Origin of the sequence: Virgibacillus sp. W0430 (assembly GCF_051846935.1) — a bacterium.
Classification (GTDB): Bacteria; Bacillota; Bacilli; order Bacillales; family Amphibacillaceae; genus JBPYCR01.
In genome coordinates this window covers 1-16,681 of sequence record NZ_JBPYCS010000023.1, presented here as the reverse complement: position 1 = coordinate 16,681, position 16,681 = coordinate 1, and the positions used below count along the sequence as shown (strand labels likewise).

The 16,681-nt window shown below is 36.5% G+C and carries 14 protein-coding genes; 11 read left to right on the top strand and 3 right to left on the bottom strand.

The genetic code is table 11. The annotated features are described in order from the left end of the window. Positions 1–5: 5 nt before the first annotated feature. Together rnz and ACLIBH_RS11270 are read right to left on the bottom strand one after the other, a co-directional pair. On the bottom strand, positions 6–920 hold the full coding sequence (gene rnz / locus ACLIBH_RS11275) for a ribonuclease Z (protein ID WP_439316803.1): 915 nt from the start codon (positions 918–920) through the stop codon (positions 6–8). 18 nt (positions 921–938) lie between these two features. Further along, positions 939–1,676 carry a glycerophosphodiester phosphodiesterase gene (locus tag ACLIBH_RS11270; RefSeq protein WP_439316802.1) on the bottom strand — a complete coding sequence of 246 codons (738 nt, stop codon included), beginning with the start codon at positions 1,674–1,676 and terminating at the stop codon, positions 939–941. Between the two features lie 250 nt (positions 1,677–1,926). Here ACLIBH_RS11270 and mutS point away from each other — a divergent pair, with 250 nt between their 5' ends. The 8 genes from mutS (at position 1,927) to ACLIBH_RS11230 (ending at position 11,733) form a co-directional block, all read left to right on the top strand. Beyond that, on the top strand, positions 1,927–4,512 hold the full coding sequence (mutS, locus tag ACLIBH_RS11265) for a DNA mismatch repair protein MutS (protein WP_439316801.1): 2,586 nt from the start codon (positions 1,927–1,929) through the stop codon (positions 4,510–4,512). Positions 4,513–4,529: 17 nt separating this feature from the next. Next, on the top strand, positions 4,530–6,413 hold the full coding sequence (mutL, locus tag ACLIBH_RS11260; RefSeq protein ID WP_439316800.1) for a DNA mismatch repair endonuclease MutL: 1,884 nt from the start codon (positions 4,530–4,532) through the stop codon (positions 6,411–6,413). A 57-nt stretch (positions 6,414–6,470) separates the two neighbouring features. After that, a complete protein-coding gene (locus ACLIBH_RS11255; protein ID WP_439316799.1) occupies positions 6,471–6,920 on the top strand; it encodes a Dps family protein in 450 nt (149 codons plus the stop codon). A gap of 23 nt (positions 6,921–6,943) precedes the next feature. Then, positions 6,944–7,879: a tRNA (adenosine(37)-N6)-dimethylallyltransferase MiaA gene (gene miaA, locus ACLIBH_RS11250; RefSeq protein ID WP_439316798.1), complete on the top strand. Its 936-nt coding sequence runs from the start codon at positions 6,944–6,946 to the stop codon at positions 7,877–7,879. A 41-nt stretch (positions 7,880–7,920) separates the two neighbouring features. Then, positions 7,921–8,145, top strand: a complete 225-nt coding sequence (gene hfq / locus ACLIBH_RS11245) for an RNA chaperone Hfq (RefSeq protein WP_439316797.1) — start codon at positions 7,921–7,923, stop codon at positions 8,143–8,145. A gap of 134 nt (positions 8,146–8,279) precedes the next feature. After that, positions 8,280–9,185, top strand: coding sequence for an AAA family ATPase (locus tag ACLIBH_RS11240; RefSeq protein WP_439316796.1), 906 nt, complete (start codon positions 8,280–8,282; stop codon positions 9,183–9,185). A 60-nt stretch (positions 9,186–9,245) separates the two neighbouring features. Then, positions 9,246–10,502: a GTPase HflX gene (hflX, locus tag ACLIBH_RS11235; RefSeq protein ID WP_439316795.1), complete on the top strand. Its 1,257-nt coding sequence runs from the start codon at positions 9,246–9,248 to the stop codon at positions 10,500–10,502. Further along, positions 10,492–11,733: an aminotransferase class I/II-fold pyridoxal phosphate-dependent enzyme gene (locus tag ACLIBH_RS11230; protein ID WP_439316823.1), complete on the top strand. Its 1,242-nt coding sequence runs from the start codon at positions 10,492–10,494 to the stop codon at positions 11,731–11,733. Before hflX ends, ACLIBH_RS11230 begins: the two co-directional genes overlap by 11 nt. A 624-nt stretch (positions 11,734–12,357) precedes the next feature. Here the strand turns inward: ACLIBH_RS11230 and lexA are convergent. Then, positions 12,358–12,981 carry a transcriptional repressor LexA gene (gene lexA / locus ACLIBH_RS11225; RefSeq protein WP_439316794.1) on the bottom strand — a complete coding sequence of 208 codons (624 nt, stop codon included), beginning with the start codon at positions 12,979–12,981 and terminating at the stop codon, positions 12,358–12,360. A gap of 294 nt (positions 12,982–13,275) precedes the next feature. On the opposite strand from lexA, the gene ACLIBH_RS11220 reads away from it, so the two are divergent. The 3 genes from ACLIBH_RS11220 (at position 13,276) to tkt (ending at position 16,358) form a co-directional block, all read left to right on the top strand. Beyond that, complete coding sequence (locus ACLIBH_RS11220; protein ID WP_439316793.1) at positions 13,276–13,914, top strand: YneB family resolvase-like protein; 639 nt, start codon at positions 13,276–13,278, stop codon at positions 13,912–13,914. Between the two features lie 132 nt (positions 13,915–14,046). Beyond that, positions 14,047–14,280 carry a DUF896 domain-containing protein gene (locus ACLIBH_RS11215; protein WP_439316792.1) on the top strand — a complete coding sequence of 78 codons (234 nt, stop codon included), beginning with the start codon at positions 14,047–14,049 and terminating at the stop codon, positions 14,278–14,280. A gap of 74 nt (positions 14,281–14,354) precedes the next feature. Then, on the top strand, positions 14,355–16,358 hold the full coding sequence (gene tkt, locus ACLIBH_RS11210) for a transketolase (RefSeq protein WP_439316791.1): 2,004 nt from the start codon (positions 14,355–14,357) through the stop codon (positions 16,356–16,358). Positions 16,359–16,681 lie beyond the last annotated feature (323 nt).

Genomic DNA, 16,681 nt, shown 5'->3' with positions numbered 1-16,681 from the left:
TTGCATTAAATTTGGACGTTTAAAAAATCATTAGCAAGCATTGTATTTGGAAATATATCTCTTGCTTCCTTTATTAATTGTGGAAAATCATTTTCTTGATAGCGGGATGATATATGGGTTAATATAAGCTTTTTTACATTACTATTTTTGGCAAGTGTAGCGGCCTCGACTGTTGTAGAATGAAAATACTTATTTGCCAGTTCTGCCTTTGTTTGATCAAATGTCGCTTCATGAATAAGTACGTCTGAATTTTCTACGAACGGCTGTACAGATTGTGAGCAGCGAGTGTCGCCTAAAATCGTAATCGTTTTCCCTTTTTTTGCAGGGCCGTGAAAAGGCATCGTTTCAATCATTGTTCCATCAGGAAACGTAACTACATCTTTTTCTTTAAAATCTTTATATATAGGACCTGGATTAATTCCAGCCTCCTTCAACTTACCGACTAATAAAGCGCCGCGTCTATCCTTTTCAGTAATTCGAAATCCATAGCTGCAAATTTTGTGATCTAATTTCTGACAAGTAACGATAAATTGGTCGTCCTCAAAAACAACCTCATCCATAAGCTCAACTATTTCCAGTGGATATGTAAGATGAGACTCGCTAATTTTAAGGTTCACCTTTATGAACTCTTTAATGCCTTTAGGGCCATAGACTGTTAATAAATCATTTCCTCCTAAAAATGAACGGCTACTAATGAATCCTGGTAAGCCAAAAATATGATCCCCGTGTAAATGTGTAATAAATATTTTGTTTATTTTTCCAGGCTTAACGTTCGTATGAAGTAATTGATGTTGCGTACCTTCCCCACAATCAAATAACCATACGTTATTTATTTCTTGCAGAAGTGATAGTGCAAGAGAGGATACATTGCGCTGTTTAGAAGGTATACCTGCTCCTGTACCGAAAAAAATAATTTCCATTGTATTGTCCTCCTTACATTACCGAGTATAACTATTACGACATTGAACTGCTTGTTTAGGTATATCGGTAAACAGCCCATCACATTCGAGCAAAAAGCATTTATGCATGTGAGCGAATTTATTTACAGTATAAACTCGGATAGGTAGTTGTAAAGCATTACATTGCTTTACAAGCCTTTTATTTAGCAAGCGATACTTAACATGCAATGCCTGAGCTCCAATCGCTTTAGCATACGAAGCAAGCCCGACGAATTTACTTTTGGAAGTTAAAAACGCAACTTCGATAGCATCCGTTCTTTTTTGTAAACGAGCGATGCTTTTCGCATTAAAGCTTGATAACGTTGTGCGCTGCTTTAGTTCGTAATGCATGATCATGTCACATACGATTTCTTCAAGATGAGGATAATCTATTTTATTATTTTTAAGTTCAATGTTCAAGAAAAGCTCTCTATTACGAATCCAGTGCAGCAATTCTTCTAAAGACATTATTTTAGCATCAGCATACGAATCGGAAAACCAACTCCCAAAATCGAAAGACTTCAATTCCTTCCAAGTAAGATCTTTAATAAATCCAAAACCATCTGAAGTTCGTTTGACATGTTCGTCGTGAATAAGAACAGGTACACGATCCTTTGTTAAATGCACATCCGTTTCAATACCGTCCGCACCGTACTCATAAGCGAGCTGAAAAGCGTATAGTGTGTTTTCTGGAGCTACCTTACTAGCTCCTCGATGAGCAATTATTTTCGTCTGCATTATGTACACCCCGGTTAAGAATAGTAGCTAAGTAATTCTTCAAGCATGATTCAACTTGTAAATATAGATTTCTAGTCACTACTTCGTAAACATTGGAAAAGCATTGTTAAACAATATTATACGTTAAAAGAGTACAGTTGACATCCTACAATAATTGAATCAATCGTAGGAGAATGAACAGTCGCCTTCTAATTTCATATTGTGCTATAATGACGACAGAGTAATTTACCCGTTTTTTGGAGGATAAAAAATGTCAAAGCATACACCAATGATGAGACAGTATTTACGTATAAAAGCAAATTATAAAGATGCCTTTTTATTTTTTCGACTCGGTGATTTTTATGAAATGTTCTTTGAGGATGCAATTCGAGCAGCCCAAGAGCTTGAAATAACCTTAACGAAGCGCGATTCTGGGCAAGCTGACCCAATTCCAATGTGTGGGGTACCATACCATGCAGCAGAAAATTACATAAAAACACTTGTAGACAAAGGATATAAAGTTGCCATCTGTGAACAAATCGAAGACCCAAAAAAGGCTGTCGGTGTAGTAAAGCGAGCTGTCGTCCAGTTAATTACGCCAGGTACGGTAATGGAAAGCTCAATGTTAGAAGACCGAAAAAGTAATTTCCTAGCTAGTCTAAGCCATTTTCAAGACGGTTCGTATGTAATAGTATACAATGATCTATCTACTGGTGAAAACTACGCAATGATTATATCTTCAGGATGGGAAGCTGTAATTCATGAACTATATAATCGTTCGATCAAGGAAATTGTACTATCACCTGATTTTCCTGCGCATTTACAACAGCAATTAAAAGATAAGCTACATGTAGTTTTATCGTACCAAAAAGAAGTTGACTTTACAGGAGAATATCGGAATCTATGTGATCAAATAAACGACGAACGAATTATGAAAGCATTTAGTCGACTATTAAATTATATTCAGCACACTCAAAAAAAAGCGTTGGATCATTTAAAACCGATTGAAATATTAGAATTAACCGACTTTCTTTCCTTGGATATGTATTCGAAACGTAATTTAGAAATCACAGAAACAATTATGCAAAAAGGTAAAAAGGGTAGTTTATTGTCAATACTTGATCGGACTGTAACAGCAATGGGTGCTAGAACACTTCGGAAATGGATTGAGCGACCACTCGTCCATTTAGAGCGGATCGAAAAGCGCCAACAAATGGTAGAGGCGTTCTATCAAAACTTCATTGAAAGAGAGCAATTAAGAGATACGTTAAAATCAGTTTATGATTTAGAGCGACTGTCAGGAAGAATTGCGTTTGGGAATGTAAACGCACGTGATTTGAACCAATTAAAACAATCGTTAAAGAAAATACCTGAATTAAAAGAAATATTGGAGCAATTCGCCTCCAAGCATGTAAAAGAACTTTCCATGCAAATTCATTTGCCTAATAAAGTGGTTTCATTGTTAGATAGTAGTTTAATAGATGACCCGCCCATATCCATTAAGGACGGTTCAATCATAAAAGACGGATTCGATGCGCAATTGGACGAATATAGAGATGCTACCAGAAATGGTAAGCAATGGATTGCAGAGCTTGAACAAAAAGAAAAAGAAATAACAGGGATTAAATCACTTAAAATAGGGTACAACCGTATCTTTGGTTATTATATTGAAATTACGAATGCGAATAAGCATTTAATCCCAGAGGGTAGATATACTAGGAAGCAGACATTAGCAAACGCAGAACGGTACATAACTCCTGAATTAAAAGAAAAAGAACAATTAATACTAGAGGCAGAAGAAAAAAGCGTTGAGCTTGAGTACGAATTATTTTTACAAATCAGAGACCAAATGAAAACGTACATTGGTCATTTTCAACACTTAGCAAATACCGTAAGTGAAATAGATGTTCTTCAATCTTTTGCTACCGTGAGTGAGACAAATAATTATGTACGACCGACCTTTAATTCGAAAAATCTTACAATAAAAAATGGTAGACATCCGGTAGTAGAGCAAGTTATGAAGGAAGGGGAATTTGTTCCAAATGACATCGTTTTAAACAGAGATAAAAAAATCCTCTTAATTACCGGCCCAAACATGTCTGGTAAAAGTACGTATATGCGTCAGCTCGCTCATACTGTAATTATGGCCCAAATGGGTTGTTTTGTCCCTGCTGATGAAGCAGCGTTAATCATCTTTGATCAAATATTTACACGTATTGGAGCTGCTGATGACCTAGTGGCAGGACAAAGTACGTTTATGGTCGAAATGCTTGAAGCAAACCATGCAATTGCAAATGCAACGGAAAATAGTTTGATCTTACTCGATGAGATCGGTCGCGGAACGAGTACATATGATGGAATGGCGCTTGCTCAGGCAATTATCGAATATATCCATAACAAAATCGGAGCCAAAACGTTATTTTCTACCCATTACCATGAATTAACTGCATTAGAACATTCGTTAAAAAACTTGAAAAACATTCACGTACGTGCAGAAGAATTTGAAGGAAATGTCGTGTTTTTGCATCAAATAAAAGAAGGTGCTGCAGACGAAAGCTATGGTATACACGTAGCCAGACTTGCTGATTTGCCAGAACCTTTGATTAATAGAGCGAGTGAAATTTTACATCAGTTGGAAAATGGGGAAGGAACCAATTCTAAATCCGAGTCTGCACAGAGCGGACAGTTATCTTTTTTTGAAAGCATTACGGACAACCGTGCTTCAATAGAACGATCTTCATCAGAAGAAAAAGCAATTCGTGAATTGAAAAAATTGCACTTATTTGAAATGACACCACTTGAGGCGATGAATGAATTAAATCGAATACAACAAATTATCCGTAAGAAGCAGTCTTAGAGAAAGGGTTGTTTAACTTGAAAATTATACAGCTCCCGGATATACTTGCAAATAAAATTGCTGCTGGGGAAGTTGTTGAAAGACCAGCTTCCGTAGTGAAAGAGTTAATTGAAAACAGTATAGATGCACAAAGCACCGTTATTAAAGTTGAGATTCAAGAAGCGGGTCTTAAACGAATAAAAATAACCGATAATGGAGAAGGAATGTCTGGAGAAGACTGTGAAAGAGCATTTTTGAGACATGCTACGAGTAAAATAAAGCGGGAAGCCGACCTATTCCACATAAAATCGTTAGGCTTTCGAGGCGAAGCTTTAGCAAGTATTGCATCGGTGAGTAAATTAACGATTAAAACATCTACAGGAAATGAGGCAAGTACGTATTTAACATTGCACGGAGGCAACCTAGTTGAAAAAAAGAAAGCAGATGCGCGTAAAGGAACAGAAATAACAGTTCGTGATTTATTTTATAATACACCAGCGCGTTTGAAGTATATGAAAACAATTCATACAGAGCTTTCTCACATTACCGATCTTATTAACCGTTTAGCTTTAGCGCATCCAAAAATACGGTTTGAAGTCATACACAATAATAAACAACTATTTCAATCAACGGGTAATGGTGATGTTTTACAAGTAATCGCAAAAGTATATGGCACGAGTGTTGCGAAAAAGATGTTACCCGTTGCAAAAAATACGTTAGATTTCACAATCAATGGGTATATTTCTCTTCCTGAAGTAACGCGAGCTTCAAGAACATTTATATCAACGATCATCAATGGACGCTACATAAAAAGTATGCCGCTTATACACGCTATCCTACGAGCTTATCATACACTATTGCCGATTCATCGCTCCCCAATAGTTGTACTTTCCATTCAAATGGATCCGATATTAGTCGATGTAAATGTTCATCCAACTAAGCTCGAGGTTCGCTTTAGTAAGGAAAAAGAGCTCATTGAATCGATCGAATCAATGATTAAACAAAGATTTAGAAGCGAATCTTTAATACCTGAATTTAAAGTACCGAAAGCAGAAAAAGAAAAAACTGTCCAGCAAACCTTTAAATTACACAGTCCAAACAGTCGAACGAACAAGACTAATACTGAATCGTTCCAACCGAAAACGAATACGAATATCGTTAAAGATAAAGAAGGTAACTTTTATAATGAACAACCAACAGCTGGACAAGGTAAGACAGATACTGTTTTCCAACAAGAAAGTGATTTTAAAAGCTTTACAACTACGCAAATCGATCCTGAGAGCGATCGGAGGAACTCAAATAACATACAAGGGTCGATAGATAAGCAAGACGATATGGAACGTATCCCAGCCTTATACGCTATAGGACAGTATGATGGAACATATATTTTAGCGCAAAATGAAAAGGGCTTGTATATGATTGATCAGCATGCCGCTCAGGAAAGAATTAAATATGAGTTTTATAAATTGAAATTAGGAAAACCGATCAATCAGCACCAGCAGTTGTTAATTCCGATGACGTTCGAATTTTCGAAACAGGAGTCGTTATTTATTGAAGAGCACTATAAAACATTGCAACGAGCTGGCCTTTTTTTGGAGAGTTTTGGGGAGCAAAGCTATATCGTTCGCTCACACCCGAGCTGGTTTCCAAAAGGTAGCGAAGAAGAAGTGATTCGCGAACTTGTTGAACAAGTAATTCGCACTGGTTCCATTAATATTGAATCAATACGAGAAGAGTCTGCCATTTTAATGTCGTGTAAACGATCAATAAAAGCGAATCATTTCTTAAATAAAACGGATATGGATGAACTACTTGAAGAGCTACGTTTATGTAACGATCCATTTACTTGTCCACATGGCCGCCCAATAATCGTTCATTTTTCAAATGTAGAAATTGAAAAAATGTTTAAGCGAATTATGTAATCACGTATAAATATATTCACCTTGTACAAAGCTATAAAAAAAGTCCAGAGGTGAAGCATGAATAATCAGAAGCTTATTCATTTTTTAAATCAGTTACTCTCTAATTCATTTGTTTTATATGTGAAGCTGCACAGGTATCATTGGTTCATAGAAGGGAGACATTTTTTTCAATTGCATCAAACGTTCGAGGAAATGTACACTGCTTTTGCCGATGATATTGATGAAATTGCTGAACGTATATTAATGATTAATGGAAAGCCTTTAGCAACAATGATTAAATATATTAAAGAAGCGAGTATTGAAGAGGCAAGTGCTGATGATAAAGAAAGTGAAATGATCTTACAGTTAACGAAGGATTATGAACAGCTCGTTCATGAAATTCAACATACAGGCTTACCATTAGCAACAAAAGCTGAAGATGAACCAACAGCTGACTTACTTATATCATTGCAAAGTAAGCTTGAAAAACGGATATGGATGCTTCGAGCTTACCTCGCTTATGAATAATATTATTATTTAGGGGAATACAAGTGAAGAAAACAGTAGTTGTTATTGTTGGACCTACAGCTGTAGGGAAAACAACATTAAGTATTGAAATAGCGAAGCATTTCAATGGCGAAGTTATAAATGGAGATGCGATGCAAGTTTACAAAGGACTGAACATTGGTACAGCAAAAATACGAGAAGAAGAGAAGCAAGGAATTGACCATTACTTACTCGATATGATACTACCTGAAGCGGATTATACAGCAGCAGACTTTCAAAATGATGTAGAAAAATACGTACACATAATCTCAGAGAAATCTAAGCTCCCAATAATTGTTGGTGGCAGCGGCATGTATATACAAGCTGCTTTGTATGGCTATCGTTTTTCGAATCGAAAAAGAGACCACGCGTATACAGAAAAGCTAGAAAATCTTGTACATGAAAAAGGAGTCGTCTATATACACGACCTGCTAAAACAGATTGATCCGCTTCAGGCAAAAACCATCCACCCGAATAACTATCGAAGAGTCATTCGGGCATTGGAAATTTACGAAACGACGGGTTTAACGATGTCGCAACAAATCGAAAAGGAACCAAAGCAGCCTATGTACGATATTATTTTCATAGGATTAGAAATGGAACGAACATTGCTGTATAATCAAATAAACAAACGGTGCGATCAGATGATTACCAACGGTTTGCTAGAAGAAGTTAAACAGTTATATCAAAACGGATATGAGGATACGAAAGCAATGAAAGCGATTGGCTATAAAGAATTTCTTCCATATATAAAAGGAGAGCAGCCACTAGAAGAATCGATTCATTTGTTTAAACGAAATTCACGCAGATATGCTAAGCGGCAATATACATGGTTCAAAAACAAGATGAATATTCAATGGTATTCTGTTACTCCAGATACTGCCAGTCAAACCGTTCACACAATTTTACACGATTTGGCAGGATTCTTAGGAGATAAATAGAAATATAATTTAATAAAGATAGAAAAGAGGAGGAAACGATTATGGCTCAATCTATAAACATTCAAGATCAATACTTAAACCAACTACGAAAAGAACATGTTCCAGTAACTGTTTTTCTAACGAATGGATTTCAATTAAGAGGTATTATAAAGGCATTTGATAATTTTACCGTTCTGTTGGACTCAGATGGAAAACAGCAGCTTATATATAAGCATGCAATATCGACTTTTGCTCCAGCAAAAAACATTAAAATTGAAAATGAATAATAGAAAATAGTTGAACACCTATTATGGTGTTCTTTTTTTCATATTCAATTGATTGTTGCTCGTTTTAAATACTTGGGCGATTGTCACGCTTTTTCTCTTATTGCGTATAGTAAAAGGGACGGAGAGGTGATCATTTGAAAACAGAAATCAAAAACAAAAGCGGTCAAATAAATATCGTCTTTCATGAATCGGGAAATATACGAGGCAGTACCAATAAAATAAGCGATCCATTTGTTCATATCGATGAACAATTTTCAGCTTTTATAGGCATGGAAAAATTAAAACAAACGATAAAAGAAATATATGCGACGATGGTAATAAATACAAAACGACAAGAAGTTGGTTTGCATTGCTCAAACCAAGTACTTCACATGCTGTTTAAAGGGAATCCTGGAACAGGTAAAACAACGATTGCTCGTAAACTATCTCGTATATTTTTTGATATGAATATTTTATCTAAAGGTCATTTTATCGAGGCAGAAAGGGCAGATTTGGTCGGGGAATATATCGGACAGACTGCACAAAAAACGCGAGCGGTTATTGAAAAAGCGATGGGCGGTATTCTTTTTATTGACGAAGCTTATTCATTAGCACGAGGGGGAGAAAAGGATTTTGGAAAAGAGGCAATTGACACGCTTGTAAAACAAATGGAAGACCATCATAATGATTTTATTCTTATATTAGCTGGTTACCCATATGAAATGGATCAGTTTTTAATTTTAAACCCCGGTTTAAAGTCAAGGTTCCCTTTCATTCTTGATTTTACGGATTACGATTTGCTTCAGCTTATGGATATTGCGAAACAGATGGCAGCAGAAAGAGAATATGAATTTTCAAAAGAAGCTGAACGTAAGCTAAAAGCTCATATTGCAGAAGTAAGATCAACGTATAATTTTTCGAATGCTCGTTATATACGTAATGTTATAGAGCATGCAATTCGTATGCAAGCTGTACGTTTGCTAACTGAAAGTAATTATTCACCTTCCGATTTAACGAAAATTACCGATTTAGACTTAAAGTTTTCAAAGCTAAAACAGTAACATTATTAAAAAATCTTTGTTATGATTTATTTAATATTGAAAGAAAGAGGTTTTATATACATGCCGGATGAAAAAATACTTATTATGGCTGTGAAAAAAAATGATGTTCAAGAGGAGCGGTTTCTTTCTTCCTTAAATGAACTTCGTTCTCTATGTCAGACTGCTGGCGGTAAAGTAAGCACAATTATTACACAAAACAGAAAGCAAATTCACCCGGCGACTTATATCGGTGAAGGAAAGGCAGAAGAAATTAAAAATGAAATAGAAATGCATGATATTGATTTAGTGATATCAAACGATGAGCTCTCGCCAGGACAAATACGAAACTTGAGTGATTACTTTCATACGCGGCTAATTGACCGAAGTCAACTAATTCTTGATATCTTCGCCCAAAGAGCAAAAACAAAAGAAGGAAAACTGCAAGTTGAGCTTGCACAGTTAGAATATTTATTGCCACGATTACATGGGCAAGGTACAATGCTATCTCGACTTGGGGGTGGTATAGGCACGAGAGGCCCTGGGGAAACGAAGCTAGAAACCGATCAACGGCATATTAGACGTAAAATAACAGATATAAAGCGAAGATTAAAAGTAATTGTTCAGCAACGTATGCAATATCGAGAGCGACGAAAGACAAACAAAGCTTTTCAAATTGCCATTGTAGGTTATACTAACGCAGGGAAATCAACAATATTTAATCGTTTAACAAATAATAAATCTTTAGCGGAAAATAAGTTGTTTGCTACGCTAGATCCACTTACTAGGAAAATTACATTTCCTTCTGGGTTTCAAGCGCTCATTACGGATACAGTTGGATTTATACAAGATTTGCCAACTCCATTAATTGCATCCTTTCGATCCACGCTTGAAGAAGCTGCCGAAGCTGATTTTATTTTGCATGTAATTGATAGCTCACACCCTGACCAAGCAGAACAACAAAAAACGGTTTTACACATATTAGACGACTTAGGTGCTGGTACAATACCTAGTTTAACGGTATATAATAAAAAAGATTTATTAGATGAAGATTTCATCCCTACAAGTCATCCATATATACGCACAAGCGCTTATAGTGAAATGGATATACGAAACTTACTTGTAAACATTGAACACATATTAAAAGAAGCGTGGAATTTATACACAATTCATTTACATGCTGATAAAGGAAAAGAATTGCACGACTTAACACAAGAGACAATCGTTACAGAAAAATACTTTGACGAGGCAGTTAACAAATATATCGTTGAAGGATATATGAAGCAAGACCATCCATTACAACGCCTATTGAAGGAGAATGACAACCGACATGATAGATGAATTAGTGAATAAGGCTGAAACTGACTGTGCAATTAATTTCAAGCAAATTGAAAAAACAGTAGAACTAAACCAACGAAAGATATTGAAAGCATTTCAAGAGCTCCGAATTGGTGATAATCACTTCCATTCAACAGATGGTTACGGATACGATGACATTGGCAGAGATCGTTTAGAATTATTATATGCAAACATATTTGGAGGCGAAGATGCGCTCGTTCGCCCGCAAATTGTATCTGGAACGCATGCAATTTCAACGGTTTTATTTAGTTTGCTCCGGCCAGGTGATGAATTGCTCTATATTACTGGAGCTCCTTATGATACATTGGAAGAAGTAATCGGTAAACGTGGTAATAATTCTGGATCCTTAAAAGAGTATAATATCGAATACAACGAAGTTGCTTTGACACACGAAGGAAAGATTGACTTCAATGGGATTAAACTCGCCATTTCAAGTAAAACAAAAGTAATTGGTATCCAGCGATCAAAAGGCTATGAAGATCGGCCTTCCTTTAATATTAAAGAAATTGAAGAGATGGTTACATTTATAAGAAAGATAAAAAGTGATGTTATTGTGTTTGTAGATAATTGTTATGGTGAATTTGTTGAAACAAAAGAGCCTTTGCATGTTGGTGTCGATATTATCGCGGGCTCTTTAATTAAAAATCCAGGTGGAGGGCTAGTTCGTGCTGGCGGATATATTGTAGGAAGTAAGAAGCTTGTAACGAAGGCGGCTAACCGATTGACCGCACCCGGATTAGGCAAAGAAGCTGGTGCAACTTTAAATATGTTGCAAGAAATGTACCAAGGATTGTTTTTAGCTCCACATGTTGTTGGAGAAGCTTTAAAGGGAGCAGTGTTTACTGCACGATTGTTGGAGTTAGCAGGATATAAAACGTCACCAAATTACATCGAGCATCGCACAGATATTATTCAATCGATCACTTTTTACGATCGAGAACAAATGATTTCGTTTTGTCAATCAATTCAGGAAAACTCACCAATCAACTCGTATGTTCAACCATTTCCTAGCGAAATGCCAGGATATGAACATGATGTTATTATGGCGGCAGGGACATTTATTCAAGGATCAAGTATCGAGTTAACTGCAGATGGCCCACTGAAAGCCCCATTTATTGCGTTCGTTCAAGGAGGACTAACCTATGCTCACGTTAAAATAGCGATGATTGCTACCGTGGAGAAAATGCAAAACGGAGGAATTAGCTCTGTTTAACATATCGTATAGAGAGGCAATTAATGCTACATGTATACGTTAAACGGCAGTTTTGAAGTAATGTATGCAATCGTTACGGTATAAGCTCTCATTTATAAAAGGCAAAAGTGTGCTTTTTAAAAATGGATTAAAGAAAAGCACAGCCGTTACCGATCGATTTTTTAAAAAGGATAATACGTGTGAGTAAGCTACCTGTACACTTAATAGGTAGTATAAGCAATCTGTTTCAGACGAAAATCATTATAATGTAGAAAAAAAGAGATAAGGAAAATAGTTATGTATCACACTCGCTTTCCGCGGATGATTGGCGAGCCTATCGTGCTATGGCGAGGCCACTGAAAAAGTCCTCAAATACTAATTTTAGACGGAAGCCGTTGATTGCAGTGAAAGGCGGGGGCGTTCCGCATCCTCGCTACACTCAGTCCAGGGTTTTCGACTCCTGCTTTGAAGCTGGAGTAGCCACCTTCCACGACAACAACAGCATTAAAGGCCTCTTCTTTTTATTAACGAAAATACTTTGCTAAAAGAGAAAACCATTTTTCAATGGAATCCCGTTCGCTCAAGCCGGAGATCCTTCCTAATTTTTTATACGCTAATTCAAAAACGTGAAAAAACAGGACGTTTTTAATGCAAGTTTCGATACAGTCCAACGACAATTCCTAGTATCGTTACGTTTTTGTAGATTAATGGTTCAAGTGTATTGTTTTCAGGCTGTAGTCGAATGTGATCAATTTCCTTATAAAAGCGCTTCACGGTCGCTTCATTATCCTCTGTCATAGCTACTACAATCTCACCATTTTTTGCCGTATTTTGCTGTTTAACAATAACCATATCTCCATCTAAAATACCAGCTTCTATCATACTATCACCTTCAACAGAAAGTACAAAAACGTTTTCATCTGCTCTTACATTTGAAGATGGAATCGGTACATATTCTTCTATGTTTTCTATTGCTGTAATGGGAGAACCTGCAGTTACTTTCCCTATCAGTGGTGCATATCTCGCTTCGTCACGAGGTACATGACTATCCTCTGAACAGTCTAGTATTTCAATCGCTCTTGGCTTAGTCGGATCTCTTCGTATGTATCCTTTACTTTCAATTCTTTCCAGATGGCCGTGCACAGTTGAACTAGATGCAAGCCCTACAGCTTCCGCTATTTCTCGAACAGAAGGTGGGTATCCTTTTGTTTGCACTTCACTTTTTATATATTCAACGATCATCTTTTGTCTCTTTGATAGCTTAGTCATGATCTGCGCTCCTCTGCATATACATTAATTATTAATAAGTTTATCACGACACGAAACCCAAAGCAAACATTCGTTCTAATTTTCACTTGACAGGATCATATGTTCTGTTATACTAAAATCAACCGAAGCGAACGACTGTTCCTATTTTTGGAGGAGGAATAAATATATGTTTGGTAAAATGACAAAAGTAGATTTCTTTTATTTAATAACTTTTGGGATTACTTTAGGTGTACTTTATTTTACAATGGTATCAAGCACTTATTAAATGGAATTATTACTAAGGAGCAATACTTCATGAGAGCAGTAATTTATTGTAGGGTTAGCACCAATAAAAGGGAACAAGAATCTTCCTTAAATAGACAAAAAAAAGAATTGTTAGAATTGGCAAATACATACAACATGAATGTTCACCATTGCATAGAGGAACAAGCGAGCGGATATGAAATCGAAAGAGAAGGCGTTTTTAGTTTGCTAGATATTTTCTCTAATAAAGCTGCCGATTGCTTATTAATTCAAGATGAAACAAGATTAGGACGAGGTAATATGAAAATAGCCCTTTTTCATCAATTACAAAAACATAACATACCTATCTATACGATCGTTGACCAAGGTAAGCTTAAACTATCCGAATCCGATTCAATGGTTTTGCAAATCGTAGGCATTGTGGAAGAATATCAGCGAAAAATTCATAATTTGAAAATTAAGCGCGGAATGCAAAAGGCAGTAAAAGAAGGATACGATCCGAGTAAAAATTTGAGAAATCAAGACCATTCACCTGGAAGGCAGAGGGTAGACTTTCCAATTGATGAGGTAGTCCGGTTAAGAAGGCAAAAATTAACGTTTGAGGAAATTACAAAGGTTTTAAACGGTCTCGGTTTTTCTGTATCTAAAGCAACTGTACATCGAAGGTATAAAGAGTTTCAAAACACTTGAATCCAATTGTTTATACAGGTAATATGAAAAGGCAAGGACTGAAATGTTCTTGCCTTTTTACTGTTGTGTTCGTAAGTGGTAGTATGAACTAATAAAGAACATAGCGTAAATAAACACAGGAGGTTTATTTAATTGCTCGATAAAAAAAAGATTCAAAGACTTAATGATCTTGCAAAAAAGGCTAAAAGTGGCGCATTATCTGAAGAAGAAATTAAGGAGCAATCTGCTTTACGGAAGGAATATTTACAAAATATACGTCAATCGTTTACAAATCAACTACAATCGATGACCGTAATTGATCCAAAAGGAAACGATGTCACACCAGAAAAAGTAAAACGAATGCAGCAAAGAAATAAAAAAAACTGACAATTTATTTGTAGCAAACCTCTTTTAACGATAGAATAAATAAATAGTTGTTGAAAAATAGAAAGGAAGATATTATGACAAACAATGTTTCACAGTTATCAATTAATACAATTCGAACGTTAGCAATTGACGCAATTGAACATGCTAACTCAGGGCATCCTGGCTTACCAATGGGTGCTGCACCTATGGCTTACACGCTTTGGACAGAGTTTATGAATCATAACCCAAAAAACTCCAAGTGGTTTAACAGAGATCGTTTTGTTTTATCCGCTGGCCACGGATCAATGCTCCTATATGGTTTATTACATTTATCCGGTTATGATGTTACAATGGACGACTTAAAGCAATTTCGTCAGTATAACTCAAGAACTCCCGGACACCCAGAAGTACATGATACAGATGGTGTAGAAGCAACAACAGGACCATTAGGTCAAGGCGTTGCGATGGCAGTTGGAATGGCAATGGCGGAAGCTCATCTTGCAGCTAAGTATAATAAAGACAACTTTAAAATCATCGATCATCATACATACGCACTTGTTGGAGACGGGGATATAATGGAAGGCATTTCGCATGAAACTGCCTCATTAGCTGGACACTTAGGTTTAGGTAAACTAATTGTCCTTTACGATTCAAATGATATTTCTCTTGATGGGGATTTAGACCGTTCTTTTTCCGATAATACCGAGGAGCGATTTAAAGCTTACGGCTGGCAAGTACTCCGAGTAGAGGATGGAAATAATGTTAATGAAATAAATGCAGCTATTAAGCGAGCAAAAGAGAATACGACCCAGCCAACGTTAATTGAGATAAAAACCGTTATCGGATATGGCTCACCAAACAAGTCGGCCTCCGCTGCTTCACATGGTTCCCCACTAGGAATGGACGAAGTGAAGCTGACAAAAGAATATTATAAATGGTCTCATCAAGATTTTCATGTACCAGAAGAAGTTTATGATGACTTTTTACAAAAAGTAGTCAATCCAGGACAGAAAGCCGAAGACGAGTGGAATGAATTACTTCATTCTTATGAACAAAAGTATCCGGAATTAGCAAATGATTTACAATTATCAATGGACGGTAAATTACCATCCGGTTGGGAAGCAGAATTACCAACATTCGAACCAAATGAACATACACTTGCAACACGAGCTGCTTCTGGTGAAGTTTTAAACGCTATCGCTAAATCCGTACCTTACTTTTTCGGCGGGAGTGCTGATTTAGCTGGTTCAAATAATACAACAATTAAGGAAGAATCAGACTTTACGAAAAGCAGTTATGCAGGTAGAAACATTTGGTTTGGTGTGCGTGAATTTGCTATGGGTGCAGCCCTTAACGGAATGGCTTTACATGGAGGTTTAAAAGTATATGGAGGCACATTCTTCGTATTTAGTGATTACATCCGACCAGCAATTCGTTTATCTGCTTTGATGAAAATGCCTGTAACGTATGTTTTTACCCACGATTCAATCGCAGTAGGGGAAGACGGGCCAACGCACGAGCCAATCGAACAGCTCGCATCTTTACGAGCAATGCCGAATCTCTCAATCATTCGACCTGCAGATGGAAATGAAACACAAGCTGCTTGGCGACTTGCGCTAGAAGCGAGTGACAGACCAACTGCATTAGTATTAACTAGACAAGCTTTACCAACATTGGCAGGTACAAAAGAAAATGCTTATGAAGGTGTGAAAAAGGGAGCATATATTATTAGTGAAGCATCAAATGGTACCCCAGATGCGATCATTATTGCTACTGGCTCCGAAGTTCAACTCGCTATTTCCGCACAAAAAGTGCTTGATGAAAAAGGTATACACGCACGAATTGTAAGCATGCCATCATGGGATCGCTTCAGTAATCAAGAAAAAAGCTATCAAGAAGAAGTCTTGCCACCTAGCATCAAGGCTCGTTTAGCTATTGAAATGGGATCGCCATTTGGTTGGGAACGTTATGTTGGCGATCATGGGTATATAATGGGAATTGACACCTTTGGAGCATCTGGAAAAGGCAGTACATTAATTGAAAAATATGGATTCACAGTAGATAATGTCGTAAATAAAGTTGAATCCCTTTTAAAGTAAGCTAACGAGTGAAGTAGTATAGGATAGACGGGGGCATTTATGTTATTTTTGCCCCCATTTCCTTTAAGATTAGAATAATATCTATCATTTCATACAAAATGTAAGAAATATCCGAAAGCAATATATGCGTATAAACGGTATTTTTATACCTAACTAGAATATCTTATTAAATAGGATATCAATTATACATATGAAAAATTATTCATTCGACAAAACTAGTGTGTTTACTCTCCGTATTTCAACATCCTTTTTATTTAATGTTCGTATAATACGGTAGTAAGGGGAGGGGTTTTGTTGAATGAATATCATGTTTTTTGGATAAA